General features: G+C 72.3%; 23 protein-coding genes. 11 read left to right on the top strand and 12 right to left on the bottom strand.

Going from position 1 to position 26,917, the window contains the following annotated elements; all coding sequences use genetic code 11:
• Window positions 1–11 precede the first annotated feature (11 nt).
• The 6 genes from KBX26_RS06635 to KBX26_RS06610 all read left to right on the top strand — a co-directional run bounded on the left by KBX26_RS06635 (window position 12) and on the right by KBX26_RS06610 (window position 8,478).
• Entirely contained in the window at window positions 12–2,222 is a 2,211-nt protein-coding gene (locus KBX26_RS06635) for a bifunctional glycosyltransferase family 2 protein/CDP-glycerol:glycerophosphate glycerophosphotransferase (RefSeq protein WP_210864959.1), read from the top strand.
• Between the two features lie 123 nt (window positions 2,223–2,345).
• Window positions 2,346–3,644, top strand: a complete 1,299-nt coding sequence (locus KBX26_RS06630; RefSeq protein WP_030329594.1) for an ABC transporter ATP-binding protein — start codon at window positions 2,346–2,348, stop codon at window positions 3,642–3,644.
• Window positions 3,645–3,736: 92 nt separating this feature from the next.
• Window positions 3,737–4,732 (top strand): hypothetical protein, encoded by a 996-nt coding sequence (locus KBX26_RS06625; RefSeq protein WP_210864958.1) that lies wholly within the window; start codon window positions 3,737–3,739, stop codon window positions 4,730–4,732.
• Window positions 4,733–4,795: 63 nt separating this feature from the next.
• Window positions 4,796–5,260 (top strand): DUF4442 domain-containing protein, encoded by a 465-nt coding sequence (locus KBX26_RS06620; protein WP_030329591.1) that lies wholly within the window; start codon window positions 4,796–4,798, stop codon window positions 5,258–5,260.
• 60 nt (window positions 5,261–5,320) lie between these two features.
• On the top strand, window positions 5,321–6,109 hold the full coding sequence (locus KBX26_RS06615) for an HAD family phosphatase (RefSeq protein ID WP_030329589.1): 789 nt from the start codon (window positions 5,321–5,323) through the stop codon (window positions 6,107–6,109).
• Window positions 6,106–8,478, top strand: coding sequence for a glycoside hydrolase family 65 protein (locus tag KBX26_RS06610; protein WP_030329587.1), 2,373 nt, complete (start codon window positions 6,106–6,108; stop codon window positions 8,476–8,478). Before KBX26_RS06615 ends, KBX26_RS06610 begins: the two co-directional genes overlap by 4 nt.
• A gap of 43 nt (window positions 8,479–8,521) precedes the next feature.
• Here the strand turns inward: KBX26_RS06610 and KBX26_RS06605 are convergent, their stop codons facing one another.
• Complete coding sequence (locus KBX26_RS06605; RefSeq protein ID WP_030329585.1) at window positions 8,522–8,716, bottom strand: hypothetical protein; 195 nt, start codon at window positions 8,714–8,716, stop codon at window positions 8,522–8,524.
• Between the two features lie 191 nt (window positions 8,717–8,907).
• On the opposite strand from KBX26_RS06605, the gene KBX26_RS06600 reads away from it, so the two are divergent.
• On the top strand, window positions 8,908–9,561 hold the full coding sequence (locus KBX26_RS06600; protein ID WP_210864957.1) for a dienelactone hydrolase family protein: 654 nt from the start codon (window positions 8,908–8,910) through the stop codon (window positions 9,559–9,561).
• Here KBX26_RS06600 and KBX26_RS06595 read toward each other — a convergent pair whose 3' ends face one another.
• Entirely contained in the window at window positions 9,562–10,662 is a 1,101-nt protein-coding gene (locus tag KBX26_RS06595) for an AI-2E family transporter (protein WP_051708223.1), read from the bottom strand.
• Window positions 10,663–10,875: 213 nt separating this feature from the next.
• Here KBX26_RS06595 and KBX26_RS06590 point away from each other — a divergent pair, with 213 nt between their 5' ends.
• Complete coding sequence (locus KBX26_RS06590; RefSeq protein WP_247675748.1) at window positions 10,876–11,046, top strand: antitoxin; 171 nt, start codon at window positions 10,876–10,878, stop codon at window positions 11,044–11,046.
• Window positions 11,047–11,107: 61 nt separating this feature from the next.
• Here KBX26_RS06590 and KBX26_RS06585 read toward each other — a convergent pair whose 3' ends face one another.
• On the bottom strand, window positions 11,108–11,713 hold the full coding sequence (locus KBX26_RS06585) for a hemerythrin domain-containing protein (protein WP_030329580.1): 606 nt from the start codon (window positions 11,711–11,713) through the stop codon (window positions 11,108–11,110).
• Window positions 11,714–11,885: 172 nt separating this feature from the next.
• Here KBX26_RS06585 and KBX26_RS06580 point away from each other — a divergent pair, with 172 nt between their 5' ends.
• Window positions 11,886–13,202: an FUSC family protein gene (locus KBX26_RS06580; RefSeq protein WP_030329578.1), complete on the top strand. Its 1,317-nt coding sequence runs from the start codon at window positions 11,886–11,888 to the stop codon at window positions 13,200–13,202.
• 10 nt (window positions 13,203–13,212) lie between these two features.
• Here KBX26_RS06580 and KBX26_RS06575 read toward each other — a convergent pair whose 3' ends face one another.
• The 8 genes from KBX26_RS06575 to eccB all read right to left on the bottom strand — a co-directional run bounded on the left by KBX26_RS06575 (window position 13,213) and on the right by eccB (window position 19,813).
• A complete protein-coding gene (locus tag KBX26_RS06575) occupies window positions 13,213–13,857 on the bottom strand; it encodes a C39 family peptidase (protein ID WP_030329576.1) in 645 nt (214 codons plus the stop codon).
• 222 nt (window positions 13,858–14,079) lie between these two features.
• Window positions 14,080–14,487 (bottom strand): pyridoxamine 5'-phosphate oxidase family protein, encoded by a 408-nt coding sequence (locus KBX26_RS06570; protein ID WP_030329574.1) that lies wholly within the window; start codon window positions 14,485–14,487, stop codon window positions 14,080–14,082.
• A 30-nt stretch (window positions 14,488–14,517) separates the two neighbouring features.
• Window positions 14,518–14,859: a YkvA family protein gene (locus KBX26_RS06565; protein WP_030329572.1), complete on the bottom strand. Its 342-nt coding sequence runs from the start codon at window positions 14,857–14,859 to the stop codon at window positions 14,518–14,520.
• A 33-nt stretch (window positions 14,860–14,892) separates the two neighbouring features.
• Complete coding sequence (locus KBX26_RS06560) at window positions 14,893–15,711, bottom strand: hypothetical protein (RefSeq protein WP_030329570.1); 819 nt, start codon at window positions 15,709–15,711, stop codon at window positions 14,893–14,895.
• 154 nt (window positions 15,712–15,865) lie between these two features.
• Window positions 15,866–16,240 (bottom strand): hypothetical protein, encoded by a 375-nt coding sequence (locus KBX26_RS06555; protein ID WP_210864956.1) that lies wholly within the window; start codon window positions 16,238–16,240, stop codon window positions 15,866–15,868.
• Between the two features lie 205 nt (window positions 16,241–16,445).
• Window positions 16,446–17,741, bottom strand: coding sequence for a WXG100 family type VII secretion target (locus tag KBX26_RS06550; RefSeq protein ID WP_210864955.1), 1,296 nt, complete (start codon window positions 17,739–17,741; stop codon window positions 16,446–16,448).
• The gene (locus KBX26_RS06545; RefSeq protein ID WP_245233545.1) at window positions 17,734–18,144 is read right to left on the bottom strand and encodes a hypothetical protein; all 411 of its coding nucleotides are present in this window, start codon (window positions 18,142–18,144) and stop codon (window positions 17,734–17,736) included. The genes KBX26_RS06550 and KBX26_RS06545 overlap by 8 nt, the downstream gene beginning before the upstream one ends.
• Before the next feature lie 46 nt (window positions 18,145–18,190).
• Entirely contained in the window at window positions 18,191–19,813 is a 1,623-nt protein-coding gene (gene eccB / locus KBX26_RS06540) for a type VII secretion protein EccB (RefSeq protein WP_210864954.1), read from the bottom strand.
• Window positions 19,814–19,976: 163 nt separating this feature from the next.
• Here eccB and KBX26_RS06535 point away from each other — a divergent pair, with 163 nt between their 5' ends.
• Window positions 19,977–21,164, top strand: a complete 1,188-nt coding sequence (locus KBX26_RS06535) for a type VII secretion protein EccE (RefSeq protein WP_210864953.1) — start codon at window positions 19,977–19,979, stop codon at window positions 21,162–21,164.
• 22 nt (window positions 21,165–21,186) lie between these two features.
• Here KBX26_RS06535 and eccD read toward each other — a convergent pair whose 3' ends face one another.
• Entirely contained in the window at window positions 21,187–22,584 is a 1,398-nt protein-coding gene (eccD, locus tag KBX26_RS06530) for a type VII secretion integral membrane protein EccD (protein ID WP_030329561.1), read from the bottom strand.
• 164 nt (window positions 22,585–22,748) lie between these two features.
• Between eccD and KBX26_RS06525 the strand changes: the two genes are divergently transcribed.
• Window positions 22,749–26,714 carry a type VII secretion protein EccC gene (locus tag KBX26_RS06525; protein ID WP_030329559.1) on the top strand — a complete coding sequence of 1,322 codons (3,966 nt, stop codon included), beginning with the start codon at window positions 22,749–22,751 and terminating at the stop codon, window positions 26,712–26,714.
• Window positions 26,715–26,917 lie beyond the last annotated feature (203 nt).

Raw genomic sequence — 26,917 nt, 5'->3', positions numbered from 1 at the left:
GGGACGGCCGGATGACCCTGATCAGCTTCGTGGTGCCGGCCTTCCGGGTGCAGGGATACCTGCGGGAATGCTTGGACTCCATCCTCGGTCAGCCGGAGACCGACATCGAGGTGATCGCCGTCGACGACTGTTCGCCGGACGCCAGCGGCGACATCATCGACGAGTACGCGGCCCGCGACCAGCGGGTCCGCTCGGTCCGGTTGCCGGAGAACGTCGGCCTCGGTCCGGCCCGGAACATCGGGCTGGACCGGGCCGTCGGCGAGTACGTGTGGTTCCTCGACGGCGACGACTGGCTGGCGCCGGAGTGTCTGACCGACGTCGCCGAACGGTTGCGGGTCACCCGCCCGGACGTCCTGCTCGTCGATCACGTCCGCACCCACTGGAACAACACCGCCACCCGCAGCGCGATGGCGGAGGTGTTTCCGGAGTCACCGGGCTCGGGCACCTTCCGGTTGCGGGACCGGCCGCAGGCGATGCACCTGCTGCACACCGCGTGGAACCGGCTGGTCCGTCGGGAGTTCCTGGTCGACCTGGGGCTGCGCTTCGCGCCCGGCTGGTACGAGGACGTCTCGTTCAGCTACCCGGTGCTGATGGCGGCGCGGCGGATCGGCGTACTGGACCGGGTCTGTGTCAACTACCGCCAACGCCGCGCGGGCGCGATCACCCGGACCCGGGGTGACCGGCACTTCGAGGTCTTCCCGCAGTGGCACCGGGTCTTCCATCTGATGGATTCGTGGGGGTCGGCGACGGAGGCGCTGCGGCCGGCGGTCTTCGAACGGATGATCTGGCACTACCTGACGGTGCTCGGCAACGGTCAGCGGATCGCGCCGGAGCTGCGGGAGGCCTTCTTCGCGCAGATCACCGCCGACTACGAGCGTTGGCTGCCGCCCGGCGGCTATCCGGTGCCCGACGGGGTCGAGGGGATCAAACACAAGCTCGTCGCCACCGGCCGGTGGCGTACCTTCAGCGCGTTGCGGGCGGCCAGCCGGGCCCGGGACGCCGCCCGCCGGCGGGCCCGCACCGCTCGGCGCACTGTCGGCCCGGTCGCCCGGCGCGGTGCCCGGCTGACCCGCGACGGGCTGCTGCGCGAGTACTACCGGGCTGAGTTGCGACGTCCCATCGACCCGACGCTCGCGGTGTACGCCGCGTACTGGTACCGGGGTTACTCCTGTAACCCGGCGGCCATCTACGAGGTCGCCCGCCGGTTGGCGCCGGGGGTGCGCGGGGTGTGGATCGTGCGCCGGGACCGGGTGGACGCCGTGCCGGCCGGGGTGGAGTACGTGGTGGCCGGCACGCCGGCGTACTACCGGGTGCTCGCCCGCGCCCGGTGGCTGGTCAACAACGTCAACTTCCCGGACTTCGTCCGCAAGCGACCGGAACAGGTGCACGTGCAAACCCACCACGGCACGCCGGTCAAGGTGATGGGGTTGGATCAGCAGCGCTACCCGATCGGCGCGGGCCGGATGGACTTCGCCGGGCTGCTGCGCCGGGTGGACCGCTGGGATTACAGCATCAGCGCCAACAGCTTCTCCACCCAGATGTGGGACCGGGCGTATCCGGCCACGTACACGACCCTGGAGGTGGGGTACCCGCGCAACGACCGCCTGGTCACGGCCGGTCCGGACGAGGTGCGCCGACTCCGCGAAGAGTTCGGTCTCGACCCCGACGAGCAGGTCGTCCTGTACGCCCCGACGCACCGCGAGCACCTGCCCGGCTACCGGCCACCGTTCGACCCGGACCGCTTCGTGCAGGCGTTGGGGGACTCGGGCCGGTTGCTGATGCGCAGCCACTACTTCCACGACCGGGATCGACGTCCGGGTAGGCCGAAGGACTGGGAGCGGGTGCGGGACGTCAGCGGCCACCAGCGGGTGGAGGATCTCTACCTGGTGGCGGACGTGCTGGTCACCGACTACTCGTCGGCCATGTTCGACTACGCGGTGCTGGACCGGCCGATCGTGCTCTACACCCCGGACTGGGAGGCGTACCGGCTGGCCCGGGGTGTCTACTTCGACGTCACCGCCGAGCCGCCGGGCGCGGTGGCCGCCACTTTCGCCGACCTTCTCGATGTGTTCCGCACCGATGCGGTGCGCTCGGACTCGGCAGCGAAGGCGCGTGAGCAGTTCCGGGCCCGGTTCTGCACAATGGACGACGGGCGGGCGGCGGAGCGGGTGGTGCGCCAGGTGTTCCTCGGGGAGCCCGGCGAGAGGTCCACGCACTGCTGATCGGCCGTCTGTCGTGTAATAGCAGCGACATCGATCGAACATAAGACGTTTACCCGATGTGCTAACGCCATGATCCTGGTCACAGTCTTGGAGGGTTCGGCCGACGCGCTGGGGGGGAAGACGGTGAGCACCGTCACGCTCAAGGATGTGACCAAGGTTTTCCGGGATGGCACTGTTGCCGTCGACAGCATCAATCTCGATGTCAACGACGGTGAGTTCATGGTGCTGCTCGGGCCATCCGGGTGCGGCAAGTCGACGGTGCTGCGAATGATCGCCGGGTTGGAGGAACCCACCACCGGTGCGGTGATGCTCGACGGCGAGTTGGCCAACGACCTCCCCCCACGGGACCGCAAGATCGCCATGGTCTTCCAGGACTTCGCCCTCTACCCCCACATGACAGTTGGCGACAACATCGCGTTCCCGCTGCGGCTGGCCGGGATCGAGCCCGAGCCGAGGGGTGAGCGGGTCAGCGACGTGGCGAGCGCGCTGGGCATCGGTGACGTGCTGGCCCGCAAGCCGGGTCAGCTCTCCGGCGGGCAACGGCAGCGGGTGGCGATGGGTCGGGCGATCGTCCGCCGGCCCGGCCTGTTCCTGATGGACGAGCCGCTGTCGAACCTGGACAGTGGTCTTCGTGCCGAGCTGCGCGCGGAGATCTCGGGCCTGACCCGTGAGCTGGGCGTCACCACCGTCTACGTCACGCACGACCAGGCCGAGGCGCTCACCATGGCCGACCGGGTGGCCATCATGCGCCGCGGCGTGCTCCAGGACGTGGGCACCCCGACCCAGGTGTACGGCCGGCCGGCGACACTGTACGTGGCGGCGTTCCTGGGCAGCCCACGGATGAACCTGCTGGAGGCGTCGGTCTACGTCCACCTCGACCGGTACGTCACGCTCAACCTCGGCGACCAGTCGCTCTACCTGCCCTGGAACGACATCCGCAGTCGGGCGGTGGCGCACTACCACGGTGAGCGGATCGTGGTCGGCATGCGTGCCGAGGCGCTCACCCCGGTCGCCCCGGACAGCCCCGGTGACGTGCTGCGCGGGCGGATCCGTTACCTGGAACACCACGGGCACGAGTCGTTGGCGTTCCTCGACATCGGCGCGACCGCGATCATGGTGGACGAGATGGGCACCCCGCTCGATCCGCCGCCGGTCGGCCAGCGCGGCCTGCGCCGGTTCGGCTCGGTGATGCAGCGGCTCACCGGCAAGCCGGTGGAGGCGCAGGAGCCCGCGACAGGTGGCGTCCAGACCAGCGTGCTCCCCGATCCGGGCCGGCACCACCGACGGCCGGCGGAGTTGGCGGTGCGGCTGGCGCCGTACCCGGCGGTCAGTGCCGGTCACCCGCTCGCCGTCTCGGTGCGGATGGACGCGCTGCACTTCTTCGACGAGCGTGGCGACCGGATCGACGTGGGGTGGCGCTGACGACGCGCCGGAGCGGGGTGGCGGACCGGCCACCCGGTGCCCTACCGTCTGCCCACCCAGTCCACAGTGCAAGAGCATCGAGAGGGGTCCCCGTGTCGGGTGACCGTCCCAGCCCGCTCGTGATCGAGCGCATCCTGCGCGATCGCGAGGGCATCTGGCAGCAGATCGTGGCCGAGCGTGACCTCAACGGCCTGACCGGGCGGATGCTGACCAGCTCCGCCATCGCGTTGGCCTGTTACGGGGCGGTGTTGGGCTTCTTCCACAGCCCGCTGATGGCGCTGACCTCGGCGTTGAAGCTGCCACTGCTGTTCCTGGTCACGCTGGCCATCTGCCTGCCCACGCTCTACCTGTTCAACCTGGTCTTCGGCGCCCGGCTCTCGGTGCGGCAGTCGTTGGCACTGGTGATGGTGGCGATCACCGTCACCTCGATGCTCGCTGTGGCGTTCGCGCCGATCAGTCTGTTCTTCCTGATCACCGCCAACGACTACGGGTTCTTCAAGCTGCTCAACGTGGCGATCCTGACCCTGTCGGCGCTGGTCGGGTTGCGCTTCCTGACCAGCGGCATGCAGGTGCTCAACGACCACGGCCTGCTCGCGCCGGAGGCTCCTACCGCCAAGGCCACCGAGCAGGTCACCGCCCCGGCGCCGGTCCAGGCCGTGCCGGCCGCGGTGCCCGCCGGGGCGACGCCGGTCGGCACTCCGCCCGCCGGTCAGAGTGCCACTGCGGTGGCCGTGCCGGCCGGGGCGGCGGTGGCCGAGTCGACGTCGAACGGCGCGGTGACCACCGCGCCAGCTCCGGCGCAGGTTCCGGCGCAGTGGACCGGGCAGCCGGCCGGTGCCTCGTTCCCGCCCGGCTACCCGCCGCAGCGCCCGTGGGACAACGCTCCGATCCGACGCGGCGAGCCGACGCAGCGGCCGGCGAGCATGACCCTGCTCTACATCTGGATCCTGCTCTTCGGTTTCGTCGGCACCCAACTGGCCTGGACGCTGCGGCCGTTCTTCGGTGACCCGGGTCAGGACTTTGCCTTCTTCCGCAGCATCGACGGAAACTTCTACGCGGAGATCCTGCGCACCATCGCCAACCTCTGAGGGTGCCCGGTCGGCGGATCTCCGCTGGTTGCCGGCCTGGTTACCGGTGAGTAACGTCGGGTCATGACTATCGACTCCCGCCAGGTGGCGGCCGGCATTCTGGAAGCGGTGCCGTTCGCTCGTACGCTCGGACTTGAGTTCGTCGAGGTGGCACCCGAGGCGGAGGGTGGCGTCCGGGCGGTCGTCCGGCTGCCCGACTCGCCGGCCACCCACAACCACATCGGCGGGCCACACGCCGGCGCCATGTTCACTCTTGGCGAGACGGCCTCCGGCGCGGTCGTGCTGGCCGCCTTCGGGCAGCTGCTCGACCGGGCCGTGCCGTTGGCCGTCCGGGCCGACATCGCCTACCGGAAACTCGCGATGGGGCCGGTGCTGGCCACCGCGCGACTCGGCCGGCCGGCCGCCGAGGTGATCGAGGAGCTGGAGGCCGGGCAGCGTCCGGAATTCCCGGTCGCCGTGGAGATCGCCACCGAGAGCGGAAAGCCAACCGCGGTGATGACAGTGATCTGGACGCTGCGACCGAACTGAACCGCCTCGGGGCGGCGGAAAATGGGTTTGCGGGTCCAGCAGGGTGGATAGATTCGTACCGTGCTGGGCCTACCTGCTCACGTGACCGCCTGTCTCTTCGATCTGGACGGTGTGCTGACGCAGACCGCCCGCGTACACAACGCCGCCTGGACGCAGACCTTCGACGAGTTTCTCCGCCAGCGCGCCGCGGCCTCCGGCACGCCGTTCCAACCGTTCGATCCCGGCCCGGACTACAACCGCTACGTCGACGGCCGGCCCCGGGCCGACGGCGTCCGGTCGTTCCTCGCCTCCCGGGGGATCGTGCTGCCCGAAGGCGACCCGGACGACCCGCCTGAGGCGGAAACCGTCAACGGCCTGGGCAACCGCAAGAACGTCCTGCTGCTGCACCGTCTGCGCAGCGCCGGCGTCGAGGTCTACCCGGGCTCGGTGCGCTACCTGAAGGCGGCGACCGCCGCCGGGCTGCACCGCGCCGTGGTCACCGCGAGCGCGAACGGGGCCGAGGTGGTCGCCGCCGCCGGATTCGAGTCACTGCTGGAGGCCCGGGTCGACGGGCTGGTCGCCCGCGCCCAGGGACTGCGCGGCAAACCACACCCCGACACCTTCCTCGCCGGGGCCAGGCTGCTCGGCGTCGACCCGACACAGGCCGCCGTCTTCGAGGACGCGCTCTCCGGGGTGGCCGCCGGCCGCGCCGGTGGCTTCGGTTACGTGATCGGCGTCGACCGGGTCGGGCAGGCTGACGAGCTGCTCGCCCACGGCGCCGACATCGTCGTGACGGACCTCGCCGACCTGCTCGACGTCGCCGACCCACCGACGCCCACCCCCACCGCCACCGAACGGGGCTCCGCATGATTCGTGAGCGCGCCTATCCGGTCGAGCCGTGGCACGTCCGGGAGACCCGGCTGGACATGGACGTGCTGGCCCAGTCGGAGTCGGTCTTCGCGCTCTCCAACGGGCACGTCGGCCTGCGGGGCAACCTCGACGAGGGCGAGCCGCACGGCCTGCCCGGCACCTACCTCAACTCGTTCTACGAGCTGCGCCCGCTGCCGTACGCCGAGGCGGGCTACGGCTTCCCCGAGTCCGGGCAGACCATCGTCAACGTCACCAACGGCAAACTGATCCGGCTGCTCGTCGACGACGAACCGCTCGACGTGCGCTACGGCGAGCTGCTCGCCCACGAGCGGATCCTCGACATGCGAGCCGGGACGCTGCACCGGGAACTGCACTGGCGCTCGCCCGCCGGCCGTGAGGTCAAGGTGCGCAGCACCCGCCTCGTCTCGTTCACCCAGCGGTCCGTGGCCGCCATCAGCTACGAGGTGGAGGCCGTCGACGGCCCGCTGCGGCTGATCGTGCAATCCGAGTTGGTGGCAAACGAGTCGCTGCCCGCGCAGAGCAAGGACCCCCGGGTCGCGGCGGTGCTGGAGTCGCCGCTGCTGGCCGAGGAGGAGTTGACCACCCCCGACGGCGGGCAGCTGATCCACCGCACCAAGGTCTCCGGTCTCCGGGTCGCCGCCGCCATGGAGCACGAGGTGCACGGCCCGGACCACACCACCATCGAGTCAGAGGGCTACCAGGACTGGGTGCGCACCACGATCGCCTGCGTGCTCAAGCCCGGCGAGAAGCTGCGGGTGATCAAGTACCTGACGTACAGCTGGTCGAGTCGCCGGTCCCTGCCGGCGCTGCGCGACCAGGTCGGCGCGGCACTGGCCGGCGCCCGGCTGGACGGGTGGGACGGGCTCCACCGGGAGCAGCGCAACTATCTCGACGCGTTCTGGGACGCCTCCGACGTGCTGGTCGAGGGCGACCCGGAGGTGCAGCAGGCGGTCCGGTTCGGTCTCTTCCACGTGTTGCAGGCCGGCGCGCGCGCCGAGCAGCGGCCGATCTCGGCGAAGGGGCTGACCGGCCCCGGTTACGACGGCCACGCCTTCTGGGACACCGAGATGTTCGTCCTGCCGGTGCTCACGTACACCCAGCCGAGCGCGGTACGCAGCGCGTTGCAGTGGCGGCACAGCACGCTGGATTCGGCGCGGGAACGGGCCGAGACGCTCAACCTGCGGGGCGCCGCCTTCCCCTGGCGGACCATCGAGGGCCCGGAATCATCCGGTTACTGGCCGGCCGGCACCGCCGCCTTCCACATCGCCGCCGACATCGCCGACGCGGTGCGCCGCTACGTGATGGTCACCGGGGACACCCAGATGGAACGGGAGATCGGGCTGGAGCTGCTGGTGGAGACCGCCCGGCTGTGGCGCTCGATCGGCCACCACGACCGCCACGGGCGGTTCCACATCGACGGTGTCACCGGCCCGGACGAGTACACCGCTGTGAAGAACGACAACGTCTACACCAACCTGATGGCGCAGCGGAACCTGCTCGCCGCCGCCGACGTGGTGATGCGCTACCGGGACGAGGCGTTCCACCTCGGGGTCACCGACGAGGAGGCCGCGAGCTGGCGGGACGCCGCCACCTCCATGCACGTCCCGTACGACGACGAACTCGACGTGCACCAGCAGGTCGAGGGCTTCACCCGGCTCCAGGAGTGGGACTTCACCCACACCCCGGCGGAGAAGTACCCGCTGCTGCTGCACTACCCGTACTTCGAGCTGTACCGCAAGCAGGTGGTCAAGCAGGCCGACCTGGTGCTCGCCATGCACTGGCGGGGGGACGCCTTCACCCCCGAGGAGAAGGTGCGCAACTTCCTCTACTACGAGCGCCGCACCGTACGCGACTCGTCGTTGTCGGCCTGCACCCAGTCGGTGCTCGCCGCCGAGGTGGGCCACCCCGAACTCGCGCACACCTACCTGCGTGAGGCAGCGCTGATGGACCTGCACGACCTCAACGAGAACACCCGCGACGGCGTACACATGGCGTCGCTGGCCGGTGCGTGGCTCGCCCTGGTCAGCGGGTTCGGTGGTCTGCGGGACCACGACGGCGGGCTGTCCTTCGCCCCCCGGCTCTCCAGCCGGCTCAGCCGGTTGGAGTTCTCGCTGCAGTGGCGCGGGCTGGCGTTGCGGGTGGACGTCCGACCGCACCAGACGACGTACTCGCTGCGCCACGGCGGCCCGGACGACGTGGTGGAGCTGCGCCACCACGACCAGCTATTGCGGGTGACCTGCGACGAGCCGGTGACCGTGCCGGTGCCGCCGGCCGATCCGTCCGGCCCCGCGCCCGAGCAGCCACCGGGCCGCTCGCCGCTGCTGCGGCTGCCCGAGCGCGAACAGTGACGGGTGGGGCGGGAGTGTTCCCGCCCCACCCCGCACTGGTCGATCAGACCGGCTCGCCGGTCGACGGACGGCCGATCGCGTCCCTGGGCGCCGCCGCCTTCGGGTCGTCGGGCAGCCGGGCCGACGCGGCCTGGTCGCCGAAATCCTGGTCCCCGAAGTCCTGGTTACGCTCGGCGTCCTGTTCCCGCTGGGCCTGCTCGGTCAGCTGCTGCTGCCGGGAGATCTGCTGCTTGGCCATGGCGATCCTCGCGATCCGTCGGGGCGCGGTGGCGCCGACACGGTCTGCGGTCGCTCGTCGCGTACCCGACGCCCCAGCGGGCAAACGCGGCCTGGCGGCGCGCCCACGGCCCGGCGGTGACACCGCCCCGGCGTGCGTGGCGCGCGCCGGGCCGGGTACGCGCAGCACCGGTGAGCACCCGGAGGTGAGGCATGGACGAGCAGCGCAGCACGGTGATGGTGCCGATCGGGGAGGCCCAGCTCCCCGCCGACCTGACGCTGCCCGCCCAGCCGGTCGGCGTGGTGCTGTTCGCGCACGGCAGTGGCAGTTCCCGGCACAGCCCGCGCAACGTGTCGGTGGCCCGGACGCTGAACGACAGTGGGCTCGCCACCGTGCTGGTGGATCTGCTCACCCCGGTCGAGGACGAGGTGGACACGCGAACCGCCGAACTGCGCTTCGACATCGGGCTGTTGGCCAGCCGGCTGGCCGGGATCGTCGACTGGCTCGCCACCGGGCGTCCGGCCGGCGACGTGCCAATCGGCCTGTTCGGGGCCAGTACGGGTGCTGCCGCTGCCCTGGTCGCGGCGGCGTCGCGCGCCGATCGGGTGGCTGCCGTGGTCAGCCGGGGTGGTCGACCGGATCTGGCCGGGGACGCGCTGGCCCAGGTGCGTACCCCGACGTTGCTGTTGGTGGGCGGGCTGGACGAAGAGGTGATCGCGCTCAACGAGCAGGCGCTGGCCGAGCTGGGGGAGGCCGGCGAGCTGCGGGTGATCCCCGGCGCCACCCATCTCTTCGAGGAGCCGGGCACCCTTGAGCAGGTCGCCGACCAGGCCGCCGCCTGGTTCACCATGCACCTCAGCCGATGATCACTGCGTGGGTAGCAGGGCCGAGGCCGAGCGGCGCTGTTGGACGGTGTCGATGACCCTCCAGAGGACTGCGGTGATCGGGACGCTGACGAAGGCGCCAGCGATCCCCGCGATCAGCGTGCCCGCGGTGACCGCCACCAGGATCACCGCCGGATGCAGCCGGACCTGCCGTTTCATGACCAGTGGTTCCAGCAGGTTGCCCTCGATCTGCTGGACGGCGATCACCGCCGCGAGGGTGAGCAGGGCGGTGGTGGGACCGTTCGCGGCCAGCGCCACCAGCACCGCCACCGCGCCCGCCACCGTCGCCCCGATGATCGGCACGAACCCGCCGAGGAACGTGATCAACGCCAGCGGCAGGGCGAGGGGCACCTGGAGCACCACGAGAGCCAACCCGATGCCCAGCGCGTCGACAGCGGCGATGAACATGGTGCCCCGGCTGTACGCGCCCAACGTCTGCCAACCGGCCCGGCCGGCCTCGGCCAGCACCGGCTGGTTCGGGCCGGACACCCGCGACAGCACCCAGTGCCACATCGACCGGCCATCCTTGAGCAGGAAGAAGAGCAGCACCAGCGCCAGCAGCGCGGAGCCGAACACCTCGGTGACGGTCCGGGCGCCGGCCACCGGGTCCGGAGAACTGCCACTGAGCCCCTGCCGGGCCTGGTCCACCAACCGGTCCAGCTGTGCCTCGCTGACCGGTAGCGTGGACGTCACGAAGTCGCGGCTGCGATCCACCCCCTGCGTCAACTCCTGGCTGAGCTGGTCGAACTGGCTGGCGGTCAGGTTCCACACCAGTGCGCCGACGCCGACCAGGATGCCGAGCAGCAGCAGGACCGTGCAGAGCGCGGCGAGCGCCGCCGGCAGCCGCAACCGGCGCAGCAGCAGCAGGACCGGATCGAGCAGCGCGGTGAGGAAGATGGTGGCGGCCAGCGCGATGGCCAGCGGCGCCAACAGGACGGCGATCTTGCCCAGCAGATAGAGCCCGGCGGCGACCACCACCAGGCAGGCGCTCCACAACACCGCGGTTCGGACCAGCCACGGCAACGCCGTCCAGGTCTGGCGCGGCCCGGGGCCGCCTGTCGCTCCGGGTTCCTCTGCGGCCATGTCGGTCCTCCTCGATCTCGACGAGGTCGGTACCCGGTCGGTCGTGCCGCGACACCCGAATGACCGGCCGGCGCCCGCGCGGATCGTACGCCGGCCGGGGTGACGCGGGTGGGTGTTCGCCAATCGCCCCCGCGACGGCGGCGTTTGCGCTGTCGGGTCGAGGGAACGCGAAGGGGACGGACCGGACTGAGGAGGAACGCCGTGGGTGACTTCATGGACAAGGCCAAGGACTTCGCGGACAAGCACGACAAGCAGGTCGACCAGGGCGCGGAGAAGGCCGGCGAGATGGCCGACAAGCGCACCGGCGGCAAGTACGACGACCAGATCGACAAGGGCGTGGACCAGGCCCAGGCGCGTACCGGTGAGGGTGACCAGGTCCGCTGACCCGCGCTGCTCCCGGGCCGCGTCGGCGACCCGGGAGCGCCCGGTCCACCCGGTGCGCGGGTCAGCGCTGTCGCTTGTGGTGTAGCTCGTCCATCGAGGTGGGCCGGCCGCTCAACGCGTCGCGTAGCCGGTCGACCAGGCCGATGCCGGGTGCGATCAGCTTGTTCGCCGGCGGATGGTCCGGGCTTCCCGGATGTGGCCGGGTCGGCCCGATCTCCTTGATCGCCGTCACCTTGGCCGCCGCCTCGACCAGCTCCTCCCGGGCGGTCGCCGCGCGCAGCCGCGGAAAGAGCTCCTTCTCCTCCTCCGCCACGTGACCGCGCACGATGGCGGTCAACTGGGTGAGCAGCTCGTCGAAGCGGGGGGCGGACGCGTCGGTGGACTCCAACTCCTTCATGGTTCGTTCGGCGTCGGCGTGCTCCGCGATCTCGCGGTCGGCGATCTCGTTGCCGTCGGGCAGTACCTTGCGGGCGATCGGATACACGTACGCCTCCTCGGCCACCGAGTGGCGGACGAGTTCGGCGATCACCACGTCGACGAGGTGCCGGCGGTGCTCGGGGGTGCCCTGCCGGGTCGCCAACTCGACGAGGACTGCCTCGATCTCCCGGTGGTCGGAGACCAGGATGTCGACGGCGTCGTGGTCGTCGGCGGTCGGTGGATTGGTCATGTGACGGCCCCTTACCGGTTGCGGATCGGTGGGAGGTGTGTGGCTCTGGTACCCCCACGGGGCTGCGCAAACCAATGGTTGACGATGTGTTCGGGGGTGTCGTTGGGGCTCGCCGGGAGACGGCTTGCCCAGCCGCCGAGATTGCCCCGCCGTTGCCGGGGTAACCGCCGCCATGGCCGACGACCGCCCACCCGCCGACCTCCGACGGTCGCGGCTCGACGAGACCGCCGAGCGGACGGTTCGGCGGGTTCGGCACCGTGGTGGGCAGGCCGGCAAGATCCGAGCCCGGCAGTGGGAGATCACCCTGGTGATCTCCGTCCAGTCCGGGTTGGCCGCGGCGATCGCCGCCCTCCTCGCCGACAGCCTGCTCGGCCAGGGATCGCACGTCTTCGCTCCCGCCGCCGCCGTCGGTACGATCGCCACCGCCATCGGGCAGCGGGCCCGGCGCACCTTCGAGCTGTTGGCCGGCGTGGCCCTGGGCATCATCATCGGCGACACGCTGCGATTCCTGCTCGGCTCGGGGCCGTGGCAGACCGGCGTGGTCGTCGCGCTGGCCATCGCCGCCGCGTTGCTGGTGGCCGGGAAGGGTGGCCCGCTGGTCGGTCAGGCCGGTGGTACCGCGGTGCTGATCGCCACGCTGGCACCGATGGAACGTGGCCTGGAGCTGCCCCGGATCTTCGACGCGCTCGTCGGCGGGGCGGTCGGCCTGGTGGTGGTCGCCCTGTTGTTGCCGGTCAACCCGATGCGGGTGCTGGACCGGGCCGCGGCGCCGATCTTCACGATCGTCTGCGAACAACTCGCCGAGCTGGCGCAGGCGCTGCGCGACCGCGACGGTGCCCGGACCCTGGGCGTCCTGGAGCGGCTGCGCGGCACCGATGACGACCTGGGCCGGCTGCACGACGCGCTCAGCGGCGCCGAGGAGGTGGTCACCATCGCTCCGGTCCGTTGGCACCGCCGGCAGCAGTACCACCGGTACGCCCGCAGCGCCGCTCACCTGGAGCGGCTGTTGCTGGACAGCCGTGCCATGGCCCGCTGGTCGACCACCGCGCTGCAGTACGACGAGCCGATCCCGGCGGAGCTGCCGGAGGCGATGCGTCGGTTGGGCCAGGCGGTGGTGGTGATGCGTACGGAGTGCAGGGTCGGTGACGACCCCCGGTGCACCCGCCAGTTGGTCGAGCAGTGCGCCGAGTTGGCCGGGCGGGCCTCGGAGAGCGGGGTCCACTCGTTCGGCGAATCCCTCGTCACCGGACTGCGTACCGCCGCGAGCGATCTGCTCCGGGCCGCCGGTTGCGAACCCGTGGACGCGAACCGGATCGTGCGCCGGGCGGCCGGTGCCGGCGAGGCGGAGATCCACCCGCCGGTTCGGCGAGAGCTGCACCGGACCCGACCGACGCGGGCCGCCCGGGCCCGTCGGCGCGCACACCTCGCCGCGCGGAGCCGTAACGAGAACCGGGCCGGCCTCCCCGCACGGGAGAGGCCGGCCCGGTGAACCGTCACGGTCAGGAGGAGTAGCCGCGCTCGGCGATCCAGTTGGCGACCTTGGGCAGGCTCATCCAGTACTCGCCCACCGCCGGGTCGGCCGGGTCGGCGACCCGGATGGTGTCACCGCCGTCGCGGTAGCCGACCAGGGTCAGGTAGTGGCCGCCCTCGTACGAGTGCGGGTTGCCGTCGGTGTCGACTGTCGTGCCCTTGATGTTCGCCACCACCGGCCGGCCGGCGTCCACGGCGGCCAGCACGTCCCGGCGCAACTGCTCGACCTGGTCCGGGCGGGCCACCGAATCACGGATCTCGGTGGTCCGGTACTTGCCGCCGGTCAGTTCGTTCAGCACCCGGGTGGTGTCCAGGGCCGAGGGGGTGCCCGCCTCGGTGGTGCCGAGCAGTCGGGCCACCTCGTCCTGGGAGAGCGCCTTGCCCTGGGCGGACAGCGCGATCCGGGTCGCGGCCGGGCCGCAGTAGTAGAAGTTCGGCTGGGCCTGGTAGTCGACGCCGAGGATCCGCTCGGCGTGCCTGTCGTTCTGGCTCGACGACGCCGGGGCGGCCGGCGCCGGGGCGGCCTGCGCGGCCACCGCCGGGCCGAGGGCGCACCCACCGGCGACAAGCAGGCCGGCGACGGACAGGCCGCTCTTCTGGACGATCGGGTTCATTGTCGAGTCTCCGTTCGGGGGTTGGCGCCTCCGGCAGGCGGACGGCGGCAGCACCGGGAATGGCGCTCGGCGCAACACAGGGGCCGACCATCGGTGGTCTCGGCCCAGGGCGTACCGACTGCGTAACCGCTCTGCTTCACCGAGAATTCCGCCGGCTGCGGGCACCGGGGACGGCACAACCTCCCGGCCGGCCCGAACCGGTCATCGGGGACGAACGGCCGCTCAGAGACTGCCCAACAGCCTGGTCACGGTGATCTCGATGACCACCCGCTCCGGATTCGGGCGCGGTGTCCGGTACCGCTCGGCGTACCGCCGCTCCGCCTCCGCCACGGCGGCCGGATCCGACCGCAGCACGGCGCGACCCTCGACGGTCAACCAGCGGCGGCCATCCACGTGGCACACTGCCACCGCCGCGCCCTCCGGGCCGGCCGCCGCCACCTGGCGGGCCTTGCGGGAGGTGCCGGAGGTGATCACCCGGGCCAGCCCGGCCGCCGGGTCGAGGGTCACCCCGACCGGTACGACGTGCGGGGTGCCGTCCGCACGCACTGTCGTCAGCGTCGCGAGGTGCCGTTCCGCGCAAAAGGCGGCAACACGCTCATCGTGCAGGTCCAACCGATGATCGCCCGCCATGCCCGTCCCCCGTCCCCGAACCGACCTGGATCATCGCACGCGGCGGCGGGCCCGCTCTGGGTTCGGTGGGGCGTCCGGCTGACCGGGCAGCTGGCGACCAGCCGCCCGCCGCTGGTGCACCAGCCGGGTCAGATAGATCAACGCGGCGGCCAGCACCCCCATGTCATCCAGGTAGATCGGGTCCGGCAGCACGTCGACCGGGAAGATCGTGTAGATCAGCGCCCCGTAGAAGGCGACCTTGCCGCCCGCGCCGAGCCCGGTCAGCATCCGCCGGGTACGCACCACCCGCACCGCCAGCACCACGGCACCGACCAGTGTGGCCAGCGCCAGGATGCCGGCGACCACCACGAGGACCCACGCCTGTCGGGACATGCCGTCACGCTAACCCAGATGAACCCGCCGGGCTCAGAACGCGGGCACCGTCGCGCGGCCGCGGGCGGTCACCTTGTTCTCCCGGGTCTGCTCCACGTTCTCCCGGGTCTGCGCGCCCAACGGTCGGGCAACCTCGCTCAGCGGCAGCACCGACGCCGACTCGGCGACCCGCCGTCCGGTCGCCGCGTGCGCCTCCTCGCGCAGACTCCGAGCCGCGGCCACCGCCAACTCCGCCGCCCGCCACGCGGCCTGCTCCCGCTCGCGGGCCGCGGCGTGCCTGGCCGCCAGGTTGTCCCGGATCGCCCGCTGGAGCACCAGCTCCTGCTCGACCGGGTGCAGTCGCGGGTCCCAGCCGTCGCGATGCGCGAAGACGTCGCTGAGCTGCTCCACCGACAGCTCCCGCCGCCAGTACGCGTCCAGGGCCGCCCGGTGCAGGTAGCGTTCGCGGTCGGCGTACTCGGCGGGAGTCCGTGCGGTGTGCGGCAGCGGCATCGCGGCCGCCGCGTCGAGCCGCCGCACGCCAGCCTCGGCCGCCTCGTACGCCGACCAGGCCGCCTCGACCTCCTCCTGCGCGGCCACCCACTCCGCCCGGCGACGCCGCACCGTGGTGCTCGCCCGTTCCGCGGCCACCGCGACCTCCTGCGCGTAGCGGCTCTGCTCCCGCTCCTCCTGCGCCTGTTCCAGTTGGCTCGGCATGGCGGCGCGGCGGATCCGGGCGCCCGGATCGAAGCGGAACCGGCCCGGCCGCAGCAGCAGCGCGGAGACGGCGACAGCGACCACCCCGAGCAGGCTCAGCCAGATGACGGCGGCCCGGGAGAGGTCTGGCAGGACGGCGGAGAGGACGGTTTGCATGATCAGCACCTCGCGGTCGAAGGCGGGTATCGACGGGCGGCAGGAGGGCGCGGCAGCACCGGTCGGCCCGGTGGCGGGGTCGTCCCGTCGACGGCCAACTCAGGTGCCGTACGGGATCAGCCGGGATCGGGCCCCGGGGGTCGCCGGGCCTGGCTCAGCGGGCGGGCGGCCCGCGTCGCGCGGGAGTGTCACGGCCGGGATCGATGGCCGGAACGTACGCCAGGAGCGCCGCGACCGGACCGGTCGCCGTGGCGGTGTCGGCAGTGGTGGTGTCGCGCGTGCCAACCGGCGGGGCGACAGCGGGCCGGCTGGCCCGTTCGACGGCCGGGCTGGCGTCGGGGCGGACACTCGTCACCCGACTGCTCACGGCGCTGGGCCGCAGCTGCGTGGGGGCGGGCGGTGGGGACGCGGAGAGAGCGGCACCAAGGCCGACCGCGAGCACCAGCGCGGTGACCGCCAGGCGGGTCAGTTCCCGCAGTGACCGCAGCACAGCCCACCGAACCGGGCGGACAGCAGCTGCGGACGACACCCGACCAACCTATCGCCAGCGCTGGCGAACCGCAGCACGGCGACGGGCAACGCTGGCGTGACAGCCACCACCATGGGCACTGTGGACGCCGCCGACCGGAGCCGGAAACGGCGGTGCCCCCGACCGGATCAGGTCCGATCGGGGGCACCGCGCGTGGTCCGGGTGGTGTCGCCGGTGGTGCGGGCCCGCCGGTGGCGGACCGTGGTCAGTTGCCGGTGCCGAGCACCGGGGGAGCGGGCTTCTCGTCGCCCTGCCACACCATTTCGTCCTCGGTCAACCAGGTCAGCCGCTCGTCGGAGTCGTCGTCCTGCCCCCGACCGTGCCCACCGAGCACACCGGGACGGCCGCCGCCGGACCCCGGTCGGGCGTTGCCGCCGGCCACAGCCGCCCGGCCGCCGGCCCCGCCGCGCTGACCGTCAATGCTGCGCCCGACGCCGTTGGCGGCGCGACTCTCCGCCGGGGACGCGGCACCACCGGCCGGCCGAGCCGACGCGGGGGGCGCGTTGCCCGAGCCGGCGAGCGCGCCGCTGCGCAACACCCCGCCGGCCGGTGCCCCGCCCGACGCTCCGTACAGCAGGCCGGGGCCGGTGCTCGTCGCGGCGGGCGCGCCCGCCGGCGTGGACAGGCCCGCCAACCCGGCGACACCCCCGCCCAACAGCGCGCCGCCGACCACCGGGTCCGCCCCGGCGAGGGAGGTGCCGCCGCTGGGGATGACGCTGCCGGCGCCGACCGGGCCGGTGCCCACAGCCGGGCTGCCACCGGTGCCCGCGCCGACCTCGTCAGTGCCGGAACCGTGGCCCGGCAGTTCGGCGGCGCGGTCCGGCGTCGAGATGGTCGCGTCACCCGTGCGCGCGGTGTGAGTGCCGGTGTTGGGGCCACTCGTCACCCTGGCGATGGCCGAGACGCTCTGCGGCGTCGTCGGATCCTTGCGGGCGGTGGTCGGCGTGTCCGGGTCCGGCGGAGGCGGCTCGACCACCCGGTCGTAGGTGGAGATGTCGTAACTGCTGGCCAGATCGGCCACCAGGTTCACCATCCGCTGGTGGGCCTTCTCCTGCTCGGCCTTGTCCTGCTGGTGGCCGGCGATGCCCCCGACGATCAGACCGGTAAGACCGAAGACCGCGCCACCCTTGATCGCACCGCCGATCGCCTTGTCGTTGTCGTCGGTCTCCTCCGGGCTCTCGGCCTGCTTGTGAGCGGCCCGCAGGTGGTCGGCCATCATGGTCAACCCCTGCTTGACGCCGGCCATCCCCTCGCCCAACGCATCGGTGTGGGCGACGATCAGGCTGAGGCGCCGGTGGAACTCCCGACCCGCAGAACCCGTCCAGGTGTTGGCGAGCTTGTCGAGGTCGCCGCTCAGCTCCCGGCCGAGGCCGTCGAGGATGCCCTTGAGCTCGGCCCACTGGGCGGCCACGCCCTCGACCTGCTCCGGCTTGCCCGCCATCAGACCGTCGTACAGCTGCTGGTGGCTGCTGCCCTGGTAGCGCTGGGTGTATTCAGACACGCCCGTCCTCCTTCGGCTGGAACGCCCGGTCGACCGGGTTCAGCGCGGCGGTGACGTCGTCGGCGTTGGCCGCGTTACGCGCCTCGGCGGTGCGGTAGTTGCTCAGGATCGTGCTCGTCGCCTGCTGAGCCGCCAGCACCGCCTGTCGGATGCGCTCGGCCTGCTCCACGTAGGACTGGTGGACCTCGCTGTAGCGACGCGCCTTGTCGGTGGCGTCGAAGAACGAGCCCAGCGCCGGAGGGCGGCACTGCATCTCGGTGTTGAGCTTGCGCAGCACCGACTCGGCCTGGCTCAACCGAGACGCCAGGTGATCGTGGAAGTCCTCAAGGGACAACAGGTCGACTTCCGTACGCCCGGCCATGGCAACATCCCCGTCGTTCTGGTTGACAACCGTCAGCGACATCAAGGTTAGTCCACCCGTGCGACTCCGGGCGACCCGTCCAAGCTGCTCAGCCGTCGGCGTCGGTCGATTCCGCCGACCCCCCGCCGCCGGCCCCGCCGCTCGCCGGTGCGCCGCTCGCCGGAGCCGACGGTGTCGAGCCCGACGGTGAACCGGCGGACGGCGACCGGGACGATGGCGTGGCTGACGGCGAGCCCGAGGGCGGTGCCGCCGATGGCGAGGCCGACTTCGGTGCGGCCGACGGTGGCGCGGCCGGCGCCGGCCCGTCGGGAGCGAAGACGGCGAACGCGTCCTCGCGCTTCAGGGTGGGCCCGGTCGGGATCAGCGCGAGCAGGGAACCGGGCACCGCCAGCGGGGTGACCCCGCCGTAGCCGAGCACCTCCAGCGTCTCCGCCGAGCCGAGCGGATACCGGATGCCCTGCGGGCTGATCAGGTAGATCGTCGCACCGGCGGCACCGGAGCCGCTGGTCCCGGCACCCGGTGAGGCCTGCGCGATGACACCCTTGCCGCCGGGCAGCAGCACCGCCTCGGCGGTGCGTACGGCGTCGCGCCTGGTCTGCCGCACCGGCACCAGCCCCGGATCACTGTCGGTCAGCTCATCCGGCACCCGGTCGAACACCTCCAGGGTGGTGGTCGGCGGACCACCCGCGCTGCCCTTGCGATACGTCGCGCACACCGTCGTCTGACCGGGCTGGGCCGGGTAGAGGGCGGGCACCGTCGGCGGCAACCCCTCCTCCTCGATCCGCTGCTCCTCGAAGGCCTCGCTGGCGTCGTTCGGCGTGATGTCGGTGATCCGACCGCTGCCGCTGGTCTGGAGCAACGCGGTGATCTCGCTGATCGGCACGAGCGCGTCCCGGGTCAGCACGTAGTGTCGCCCGGCAGCCTTGAACACCGAACCGACGTTGTACGACTTTCCGGCCACCGTGCGGTTGCTGGGCCCGCCCTCACCGGCCAGCGACATCCTGCGCAGCGGTGGCCCGGCCGGCACGGCGTTGAGCAGTTGCTGCCCGATCTGGAGTCGCTCGGTGCCGGCCATCCGCAGCGCCGTCATCGTGCGGGCCGGGTCGAGCAGCTGGAGCCGCCTGTTGTTGGTGATGAGGTAGCGCTGGTCGTCCACCGAGACCAGCACCCCCCGGTCGCCCAGCGGCGTGCCGCCGGGCAGCGCCCGGTCGATCACCAGCCGGGTGCTGGAGCGCTGCCGGTCGACCGGGTCGGGCACGTCACAGACCGACCACGGCAGCCCGGTCAGCGACTTGCGGTCGGGCAGGGCGTCCGGTGCGCCGACGATGCCGACGGTCACGCCCCGGGGCCGGTCCCGCAGCGACGCCTGGGACATCGTCCGCACCTCGGCGGCCGCGTCGTTCACGATGAGGCGCGCCGACGTGTAGTTGAGCGTCGGGTGCAGCTTCCCCTCGATGAACACGTACGTCGCGCCGGTCTCCCGTTCGATGACCAGGGTCTTGTCGTCCAGCGGCGCCGCACCGCCGGTCAACTGGCCGTACGCGCCCACCCCGCCGAGCACGATGGCCGCGGCGAGGACACTGCCGAAGACGGCCATGCCGAGCCGTCGCATCGGCAGGTTGGTGGTCTCCGGGTCGCCCGACAGCAAGGCGGAGACGATGCGGCGGGTGACGAAGCGGTACGCCTGCACCTGATCGCGGCGGGTCCGCATGACTTACCTCCGGCGGGGTGTTTCCACGACGATCAGGGGCAGGGTGCCGTCGCGGGCTTCCCTACGATAAGGGGCCGACGGTGCTTCCTTGGGACCACCGCTCGTGGCCGGCTCCGGAGGAGACCCGGCGCAGAGTCGTACCGTGCAGGAGGGACAGTCAGCGATGACGCAGGTTCAGGCGCCACCCGCCCGAGCGGTCACGGACCCTGTCGACGTTCCGACCCGGCTGACGCCGCCGGCCGAACGACCCGGCCGTGGACGGGTCGGTCCCGTGCTGGTCGGGCAGCTCGTCGTGCTGGAGTTGTGCGTGATCGGCGTCTGGGCCGCCACGGCGGGGCCCAGCTGGCTGCTCGCCGCGGTGGGCGCGGTGGCGCTGCTGGTCGTCCTGGCGGTCTTCGCCCGTCGCGGTGGCCGCTGGTGGTTCGAGGACCTGCTGCTGCGGCGTCGGCTGCGGCGTCGCGGCGAGCGGGCGTCGGCCGCGCTGGCCGACGGCACGGCGAGCGACCCGCGGTTGGCGGCGCTCGCCCCCGAGCTGAGCATCATCGAGCTGACCGACCGTGGCACCCGGCTCGGCATCGGGCGCGACGACCAGGGCTGGTTCGCCGCCGTCGCCCTGCAGTCCGCCACCGGCGCGGCGGTCGGCTCCGTCGACGCGTCCGCTGTGGACCGCGCGCTGGGCGTGCTCGCGGACTTCAACGCCCCGGTCTCCCGGGCCCAGGTCGTCGCGCACACGCTGGTCTGGTATCCGGCACCCGGTGCGCCGCCGGCGGCGCACCGGACCGTCTGGGTGGCGCTGCGGCTCACCGTCCGCGACGCCCGGGTCGAGGCGGTGAGTCGGGGCGGCGGGCTGACCGGCGTACACCGGACGGTGGCCGCCGGGATCGGCCGGCTCGGCAAGGCGCTGACCTCGGCGGGGCTGGCCCACCGCCCGTTGGGCCGGGAGGAGCTGCGCGCGGCGATCGTCTCGGCCGCCGGTCTGGACCTGGTGCCCGAGGTGCCGGCGGAGAGCTGGCGTGGGCTGCGCGGCGGCGGCTGGACGCACCGCTGCATGGCGCTGCGGGGCCGCTCCGACGCTCCGCTCGGCCCTCTCGTGGACGCGATCACCGCCACCTCGGCGCCGTCGCACACGGTGGCCGTGACCGTCTCGGCGGACGGTCGGGTGGCGGCGCCGCTGGTGCGGGTCGCGGCGATGGACAACCATGTCGAGGCGCTGGTCAAGGTGGTCCGCGAGGTCGCCGACCGCGCGGGCGGGTCCACCCGGCCGATGGACGGTCAGCATGCCCCGGGCGTCTACGCCACCGCTCCGGTCGCGTCGGCGCTGGGCGTCCTGACCGGTCCGCGGTCGCGCTGACCGGTGCGGCGGCGAGACACGGTCAGGGTCGGAGGTTGACGATCCAGCCGTAGAGGCCGCAGACCCAGAAGGCGAGCGGCACCAGCGAGATGATGAGCAGGATCTCGACGATGTCGAGCAGGCGGCCCCAGACCGGGGAGATGCGCTTGCCGGCGACGCTCAGACCGTAGATCAGGCTGATCACCGCGGCCAGCACCAGCCCGCCCAGGATCAGGCCGAGCCGGACCGGCAGCGACCCACCGGCGAAGGTGGTCGCGGCGGCCAGACCCAGACCCACGGTGCCGGCCAGCAGCACCGGGGTGCGCTGGGCCCGGCCCAGCAGGGGGCGAGCCCGCAGCAGCGCCAGCAGGGCCAGCACCAGGCACAGCAACACCGCCGGCAGCCGCCCGTCCAGGGCCAGCACGATCTGTGCGCCCAGCACCAGCACGGCGACCGTCCACAGCAGGCCGGTCAGGAACTCGTCGGCGCGCTCACTCTGCTGGAGCACCTGCCGACCGTCCACCGACTCGCTGTCGGTCTTCAGGTCCTCCGGGCCGGTCGGGATGGACGGCACCGGCAGCCGGGCCAGCCGGTAGGCCATCATCGGCAGCGCCGGAACGACGCCGAACGCCACCGCGGCGATCACCGCGGCGGAGGCCGCCGCGTCGAGGTCGAGGACCAGGCAGAGCACCGCGCCCAGGCCGGTCGCGGCCGCGACCCCGATCGTGGCGAAGAACAGCGGGTACCGGTCGCCGACCGCCAGCACGGCCACCGCGCCGGCCACCACCGCCGCGGTTGCCGCGAGCAGGACGTGCGGACTGTCCAGCTCGGTCAGCGATCGGTCGCCGGCGAGCAGCAGCAGGCCGCCGGTGGCCGCGTGCACCAGGCCGATCATGGCCAGCACCGCGCCGGTGCCGCTGTCCCCGGCGGCCCGGGACAGCACTGCGGCGCCCACCAGCAGCGCTACCGCGACCAGCAGCGCGGCCACCGCGCCGGGCAGGTGCGGCGGGCCGGCGAACAGGGCGGCCACCGCGCCGGCGCCGAGCGCCGCCGCCGCGAAGATCACGGCGAAGGAACGGGTCGCGCCGACCTGCCAGGCGCCGGGGCGCTGGTTGGTCGCGGTGGCGACCGCGTCCACCACGTCGTCGAAGACGATCTCCGGTGCGGCGTCGGAGCGGGGGTTGAAGTAGAGCACCTCACCGTCGCGGACGCTGAGCTGCGCCGCGGTACGACCACCGTCGAGGGGCGCACCGCCCAACCGGGACAGTGCCCAGCCGCCGTGCCGCGCACCCTCGTCGGCCATGTCCTCGCCCGCGTAGCGCAGCAGGGTGGGCAGCAGGTCGGCCATCGGCACGTCCGACGGCAGCGCCAGGTCCATCCGGGTACGCGGAGCCACGATGGTGATCCGGCTCAGACCGCCGGTCGCCGTCTTCGTCGCCACAGTGGCCTCCAGGTGCGTCTGTGATTGGCTGGCTGTGATGCTGCGGTCCGGGTCCACCGCGCACACGGCAGATTACCTACGATGACGGGCACGTACGATGCCCACCCGCGGGCGGTGTTCCGCGGCGGCACGTCATCAGGGCCGCTTCTGGGGAGGAAACAGCCGTGAGCACTGTGGTGTTCCGTCGGCTCCCGCGTCAGCCGGGGCCGGCCCTGCCGCGCGGCGAGGTGCTGCTGGAGTCACCTCCCGAGCTGCCCGAGCCGACGCCCCGGGGGATGGGGCAGCTGCTCATGATCCTGCCGATGTTCTGCGGGGTCGGTGCCATGGCGTTCCTCTACGCCGGCAAGGGCGGCGGCATGATGACGTACGTCGCCGGTGGTCTGTTCGGTGTCTCGATGCTCGGCATGGCGATCGGTTCGCTGGCGAACAACGGTGGCAAGGACAAGGCCGAGCTGAACGCCGACCGCCGCGACTACATGCGCTACCTGGCGCAGATGCGCAAGCGCACCCGGCGGGCCGCCGAGCAGCAGCGGGCGGCGATGGCCTGGCGGCACCCGGAGCCCGACGCGCTCTGGTCGATCGCCGCGTCCCGGCGACTCTGGGAGCGACGGATCACCGAGGACGACTTCGGGGAGACCCGGATCGCCCTCGGCCCGCAGCGGCTCGCCGTGGAGATCGTCCCGCCGGAGACGAAGCCGGTGGAGGACCTGGAGCCGATGAGCGCCATCGCGCTTCGCCGGTTCGTCCGCGCCCACTCCACAGTGCCCGACCTGCCCACGGCGCTGTCGGTGCGCGCGTTCAGCCGGGTGGTGCTGCGCGGCGACCGCGAGCCCGTGCTCGATCTGACCCGGGCGGCGCTGGGGCAGCTGGCCACCTTCCACGCGCCGGACGACCTGGTGATCGCGGTGGTTGCCGCACCCGACCGGCAGACGTCCTGGGGCTGGGTCAAGTGGCTGCCGCACGCCCACCACAGCGGTCGTACGGACGCGGCCGGCGCCCGCCGGCTGGTCTTCGCCAGCCTGGCCGAGGCCGAGGCGGCGCTCAGCGCCGAGCTGACCGGGCGGCCCCGGTTCGCGCCGGAGGCGAAGCCGCTGACCACTGCCCCGCACCTGATCGTGGTGATCGACGGCGGGGAGATCTCACCGACCTGTCAGCTGGTGGGCCCGGGGTTGCTCGGCACCACGGTGATCGACCTCTCCGGGACGGTGCCGCGCGACGCCGGCCGATGGCTGCTCTGCCTCGACGTGGGCGACGGAAGCTCACTCGACCTGGTCCGGGGCAGCTCGTCGTCGACGTTGGGCCGGCCTGACCGGCTCAGCGCCGAGGCCGCCGAGGGGCTGGCCCGACAGATCGCCCCGTTCCGGCTCTCGCAGCAGCAGACCGGTGGCGACGAGCCGTTGGCGCGCAGCACGGAGCTGCCGGACCTGCTCGGCGTCGGTGACGCCGCCGCGGTGGACGTGCAGAACACCTGGCGTCCGCGTGGTCACCGTGACCGGCTGCGCATCCCCCTCGGTGTCGGCCCGGACGGCAACGTGGTCGAGCTCGACTTCAAGGAGTCGGCGCACGAGGGCATGGGCCCGCACGGTCTGGTGATCGGGGCCACCGGTTCCGGCAAGAGTGAGCTGCTGCGGACGGTGGTGGCCGCGTTGGCGGTGACCCACTCGTCGGAGGAGCTGAACTTCGTCCTGGTGGACTTCAAGGGCGGTGCGACCTTCGCCTCGCTGGAGGCGCTGCCGCACACCAGCGCGGTGATCACCAACCTGGCCGACGAGCTGCCGCTTGTCGACCGGATGCGCGACGCCCTCGCCGGCGAGATGGTGCGCCGGCAGGAGCTGCTGCGGGCGGCCGGCAACTACGTCTCCCGTTTCGAGTACGAGAAGGCGCGGTCGGCCGGTGAGCCGCTGGACCCGATGCCCAGCTTGTTGATCATCTGTGACGAGTTCAGCGAACTGCTCGCCGCCAAACCGGACTTCATCGACCTGTTCGTGATGATCGGCCGGTTGGGGCGGTCCCTCGGCGTGCACCTGCTGCTGGCCAGCCAGCGCCTCGAAGAGGGCAAGCTGCGGGGCCTCGACACGCACCTGTCGTACCGGATCGGTCTGCGGACGTTCTCCGCTGTGGAGAGCCGGATCGTGCTCGGCGTGCCGGACGCGTACGAGCTGCCGAACGCGCCGGGCCACGGCTACCTGAAGACGGACACCAGCACCATGCTGCGGTTCCGGGCCGCGTACGTGTCGGGGGCGTACCGCGCCCCGGGGCAGCAGGCATCCGCTTCGCAGGCGCTGGTGCAGCGGCGGATCGTGCCGTACGGCCTCGACTTCGTTCCGGTGCAGGTCCCGCAGGTGCCGGTGGACACCGCCCCGGAGCCGGAGCAGCCGGCCGACGGCAAGGCCGTGGCGATGCTCGACGTGCTGATCGACCAGCTCAAGGGTCGGGGCCGCCCGGCCCACCAGGTGTGGCTGCCGCCGCTGGCCGACCCGCCGGGTCTGGGTGAGCTGCTCGGCCCGCTGGCGGTCGACCCGACCTACGGGCTGTGCACCGCGTCCTGGCCCGGGCGCGGGCGGCTGACCGTGCCGGTCGGTGTGGTGGACCGCCCCTACGAGCAGCGTCGGGACCCGATGATGGTCGAGCTGGCCGGGGCCGGCGGCAACGTGGTCATCGTCGGTCGGTCGCTCAGTGGCAAGAGCACGATGCTGCGTACGCTGCTCGCCTCGCTGGCCCTCACGCACACGCCACGCGAGGTGCAGTTCTTCTGCCTGGACTTCGGCGGGGGCGCGCTGCGCAGCATGGAGCGGCTGCCGCACATGGCCGGGGTGGCCGGCCGACGCGACGTCGAGGCGGTCCGCCGGACGGTGGCCGAGGTGGTCGCGGTGCTGGACGAGCGGGAGGGCCGGTTCGCCCAGCACGGCATCGACTCGGTGGCGAGCTACCGCCGTCGTCGGGCCGCTGGCGAGTTCGCCGACGACCCGTTCGGCGACGTGTTCCTGGTGGTGGACGGCTGGAACACGCTGCGCCAGGAGTACGAGGAGCTGGAGCAGACCATCACCACGTTGGCCAACCGGGGCCTCGGCTTCGGTGTGCACGTGGTGCTCACCGCCGTGCGGTGGGCGGAGATCCGGATCAACATGCGGGACCTGCTCGGCACCAAGTTGGAGCTGCGCCTCGGTGACGCGTCGGAGTCCGAGATCGACCGCCGCGCGGCGAACAACGTGCCGGAGAAGTCACCCGGTCGGGGTCTGACCCGCGACAAGCTGCACTTCCTCACCGCCATCTCGCGGATCGACGGGCGTCGCGACATCGACGATCTGAGCGAGGCCTCGGTGTCCCTGGCCGGGCACGTGGCGGCGAACTGGCCGGGTCGTCCCGCGCCGAAGGTGCGGTTGCTGCCCCGCCGCCTGCCGGTGGCGGAACTGGCCCGGATCATCGACCGGTCGGCGCCCGGGATCCCGGTCGGTGTCAACGAGTCGGCGCTCGCGCCGGTCTACCTGGACCTGGCCAACGAGCCGCACCTGACGGTCTTCGGCGACGCGGAGTGCGGCAAGACCAACCTGCTGCGCCTGATCGCCCGGGGGATCACCGAGCGGTACACCCCGGCGCAGGCCCGGTTGGTGATCGCCGACTACCGGCGCGGCCTGCTGGGGGCGGTGGAGGGTGACCACCTGCTCGACTACGCGCCGTCGAACCAGGCGTTCGCCCAGGGGCTCGGGTCGATCCGCAGCGCGCTGTCCAACCGGCTGCCCGGCCCGGACGTGACGACCGCCCAGCTGCGCGACCGGAGCTGGTGGAAGGGCCCGGATCTGTACATCCTGGTGGACGACTACGACCTGGTGGCCTCCGGCGGGAGCAACCCGCTCAGTGCCCTGCAGGAGTTGTTGCCGCAGGCCCGTGACATCGGTCTGCACCTGATCATCACGCGCCGGGTCGGCGGTGTGTCCAGGGCGCTCTACGAGCCGGTGCTGCAACGGCTGCGTGAGCTGGACTCGCCGGGCCTGCTGATGTCCGGCAACCGGGAGGAGGGGGCGGTCTTCGGCACGTTGCGGCCGAGCCCGCAACCGCCCGGCCGGGGCACCCTGGTCCGTCGTCGCGACGGCCAGCAGTTGATCCAGACCGCCTGGTCTGAGCCAGCCTGAGCGCGGTCGGCCGTTCGGTGGGGGGTGATGGGCTGTCCCGGCCCGATTCACCACCATCCATCGAACGGCACCGGCCAGGGCTGCGAGGGCTGGACAGGTTCCGCTACGGTCTTCACAGGAGTGTCCGTCGGTGGGGTGTTGCTGCCTTGCCGCGGGGGAGGGATGCGGCGAAGCCGCCACCACAACAGACGGAAGGGTGTGAA

It is taken from the genome of Micromonospora sp. C97 (genome assembly GCF_018070385.1).
GTDB lineage: Bacteria > Actinomycetota > Actinomycetes > Mycobacteriales > Micromonosporaceae > Micromonospora > Micromonospora parva.
Note: the sequence above shows the minus strand (reverse complement) of the source record. Positions and strands in the feature narration are given on the sequence as shown.

Excerpts from the sequence above, each read along its gene's own strand:
- KBX26_RS06635 (WP_210864959.1), top strand. The coding sequence starts at position 12 with ATGACCCTGATCAGCTTCGTGGTGCCGGCCTTCCGGGTGCAGGGATAC.
- KBX26_RS06620 (WP_030329591.1), top strand. The coding sequence starts at position 4,796 with ATGACTATCGACTCCCGCCAGGTGGCGGCCGGCATTCTGGAAGCGGTG.
- KBX26_RS06610 (WP_030329587.1), top strand. The coding sequence starts at position 6,106 with ATGATTCGTGAGCGCGCCTATCCGGTCGAGCCGTGGCACGTCCGGGAG.
- KBX26_RS06605 (WP_030329585.1), bottom strand. The coding sequence starts at position 8,716 with ATGGCCAAGCAGCAGATCTCCCGGCAGCAGCAGCTGACCGAGCAGGCC.
- KBX26_RS06600 (WP_210864957.1), top strand. The coding sequence starts at position 8,908 with ATGGACGAGCAGCGCAGCACGGTGATGGTGCCGATCGGGGAGGCCCAG.
- KBX26_RS06595 (WP_051708223.1), bottom strand. The coding sequence starts at position 10,662 with ATGGCCGCAGAGGAACCCGGAGCGACAGGCGGCCCCGGGCCGCGCCAG.
- KBX26_RS06590 (WP_247675748.1), top strand. The coding sequence starts at position 10,876 with ATGGACAAGGCCAAGGACTTCGCGGACAAGCACGACAAGCAGGTCGAC.
- KBX26_RS06585 (WP_030329580.1), bottom strand. The coding sequence starts at position 11,713 with ATGACCAATCCACCGACCGCCGACGACCACGACGCCGTCGACATCCTG.
- KBX26_RS06580 (WP_030329578.1), top strand. The coding sequence starts at position 11,886 with ATGGCCGACGACCGCCCACCCGCCGACCTCCGACGGTCGCGGCTCGAC.
- KBX26_RS06575 (WP_030329576.1), bottom strand. The coding sequence starts at position 13,857 with ATGAACCCGATCGTCCAGAAGAGCGGCCTGTCCGTCGCCGGCCTGCTT.
- KBX26_RS06570 (WP_030329574.1), bottom strand. The coding sequence starts at position 14,487 with ATGGCGGGCGATCATCGGTTGGACCTGCACGATGAGCGTGTTGCCGCC.
- KBX26_RS06565 (WP_030329572.1), bottom strand. The coding sequence starts at position 14,859 with ATGTCCCGACAGGCGTGGGTCCTCGTGGTGGTCGCCGGCATCCTGGCG.
- KBX26_RS06560 (WP_030329570.1), bottom strand. The coding sequence starts at position 15,711 with ATGCAAACCGTCCTCTCCGCCGTCCTGCCAGACCTCTCCCGGGCCGCC.
- KBX26_RS06545 (WP_245233545.1), bottom strand. The coding sequence starts at position 18,144 with ATGTCGCTGACGGTTGTCAACCAGAACGACGGGGATGTTGCCATGGCC.
- eccB (WP_210864954.1), bottom strand. The coding sequence starts at position 19,813 with ATGCGGACCCGCCGCGATCAGGTGCAGGCGTACCGCTTCGTCACCCGC.
- KBX26_RS06535 (WP_210864953.1), top strand. The coding sequence starts at position 19,977 with ATGACGCAGGTTCAGGCGCCACCCGCCCGAGCGGTCACGGACCCTGTC.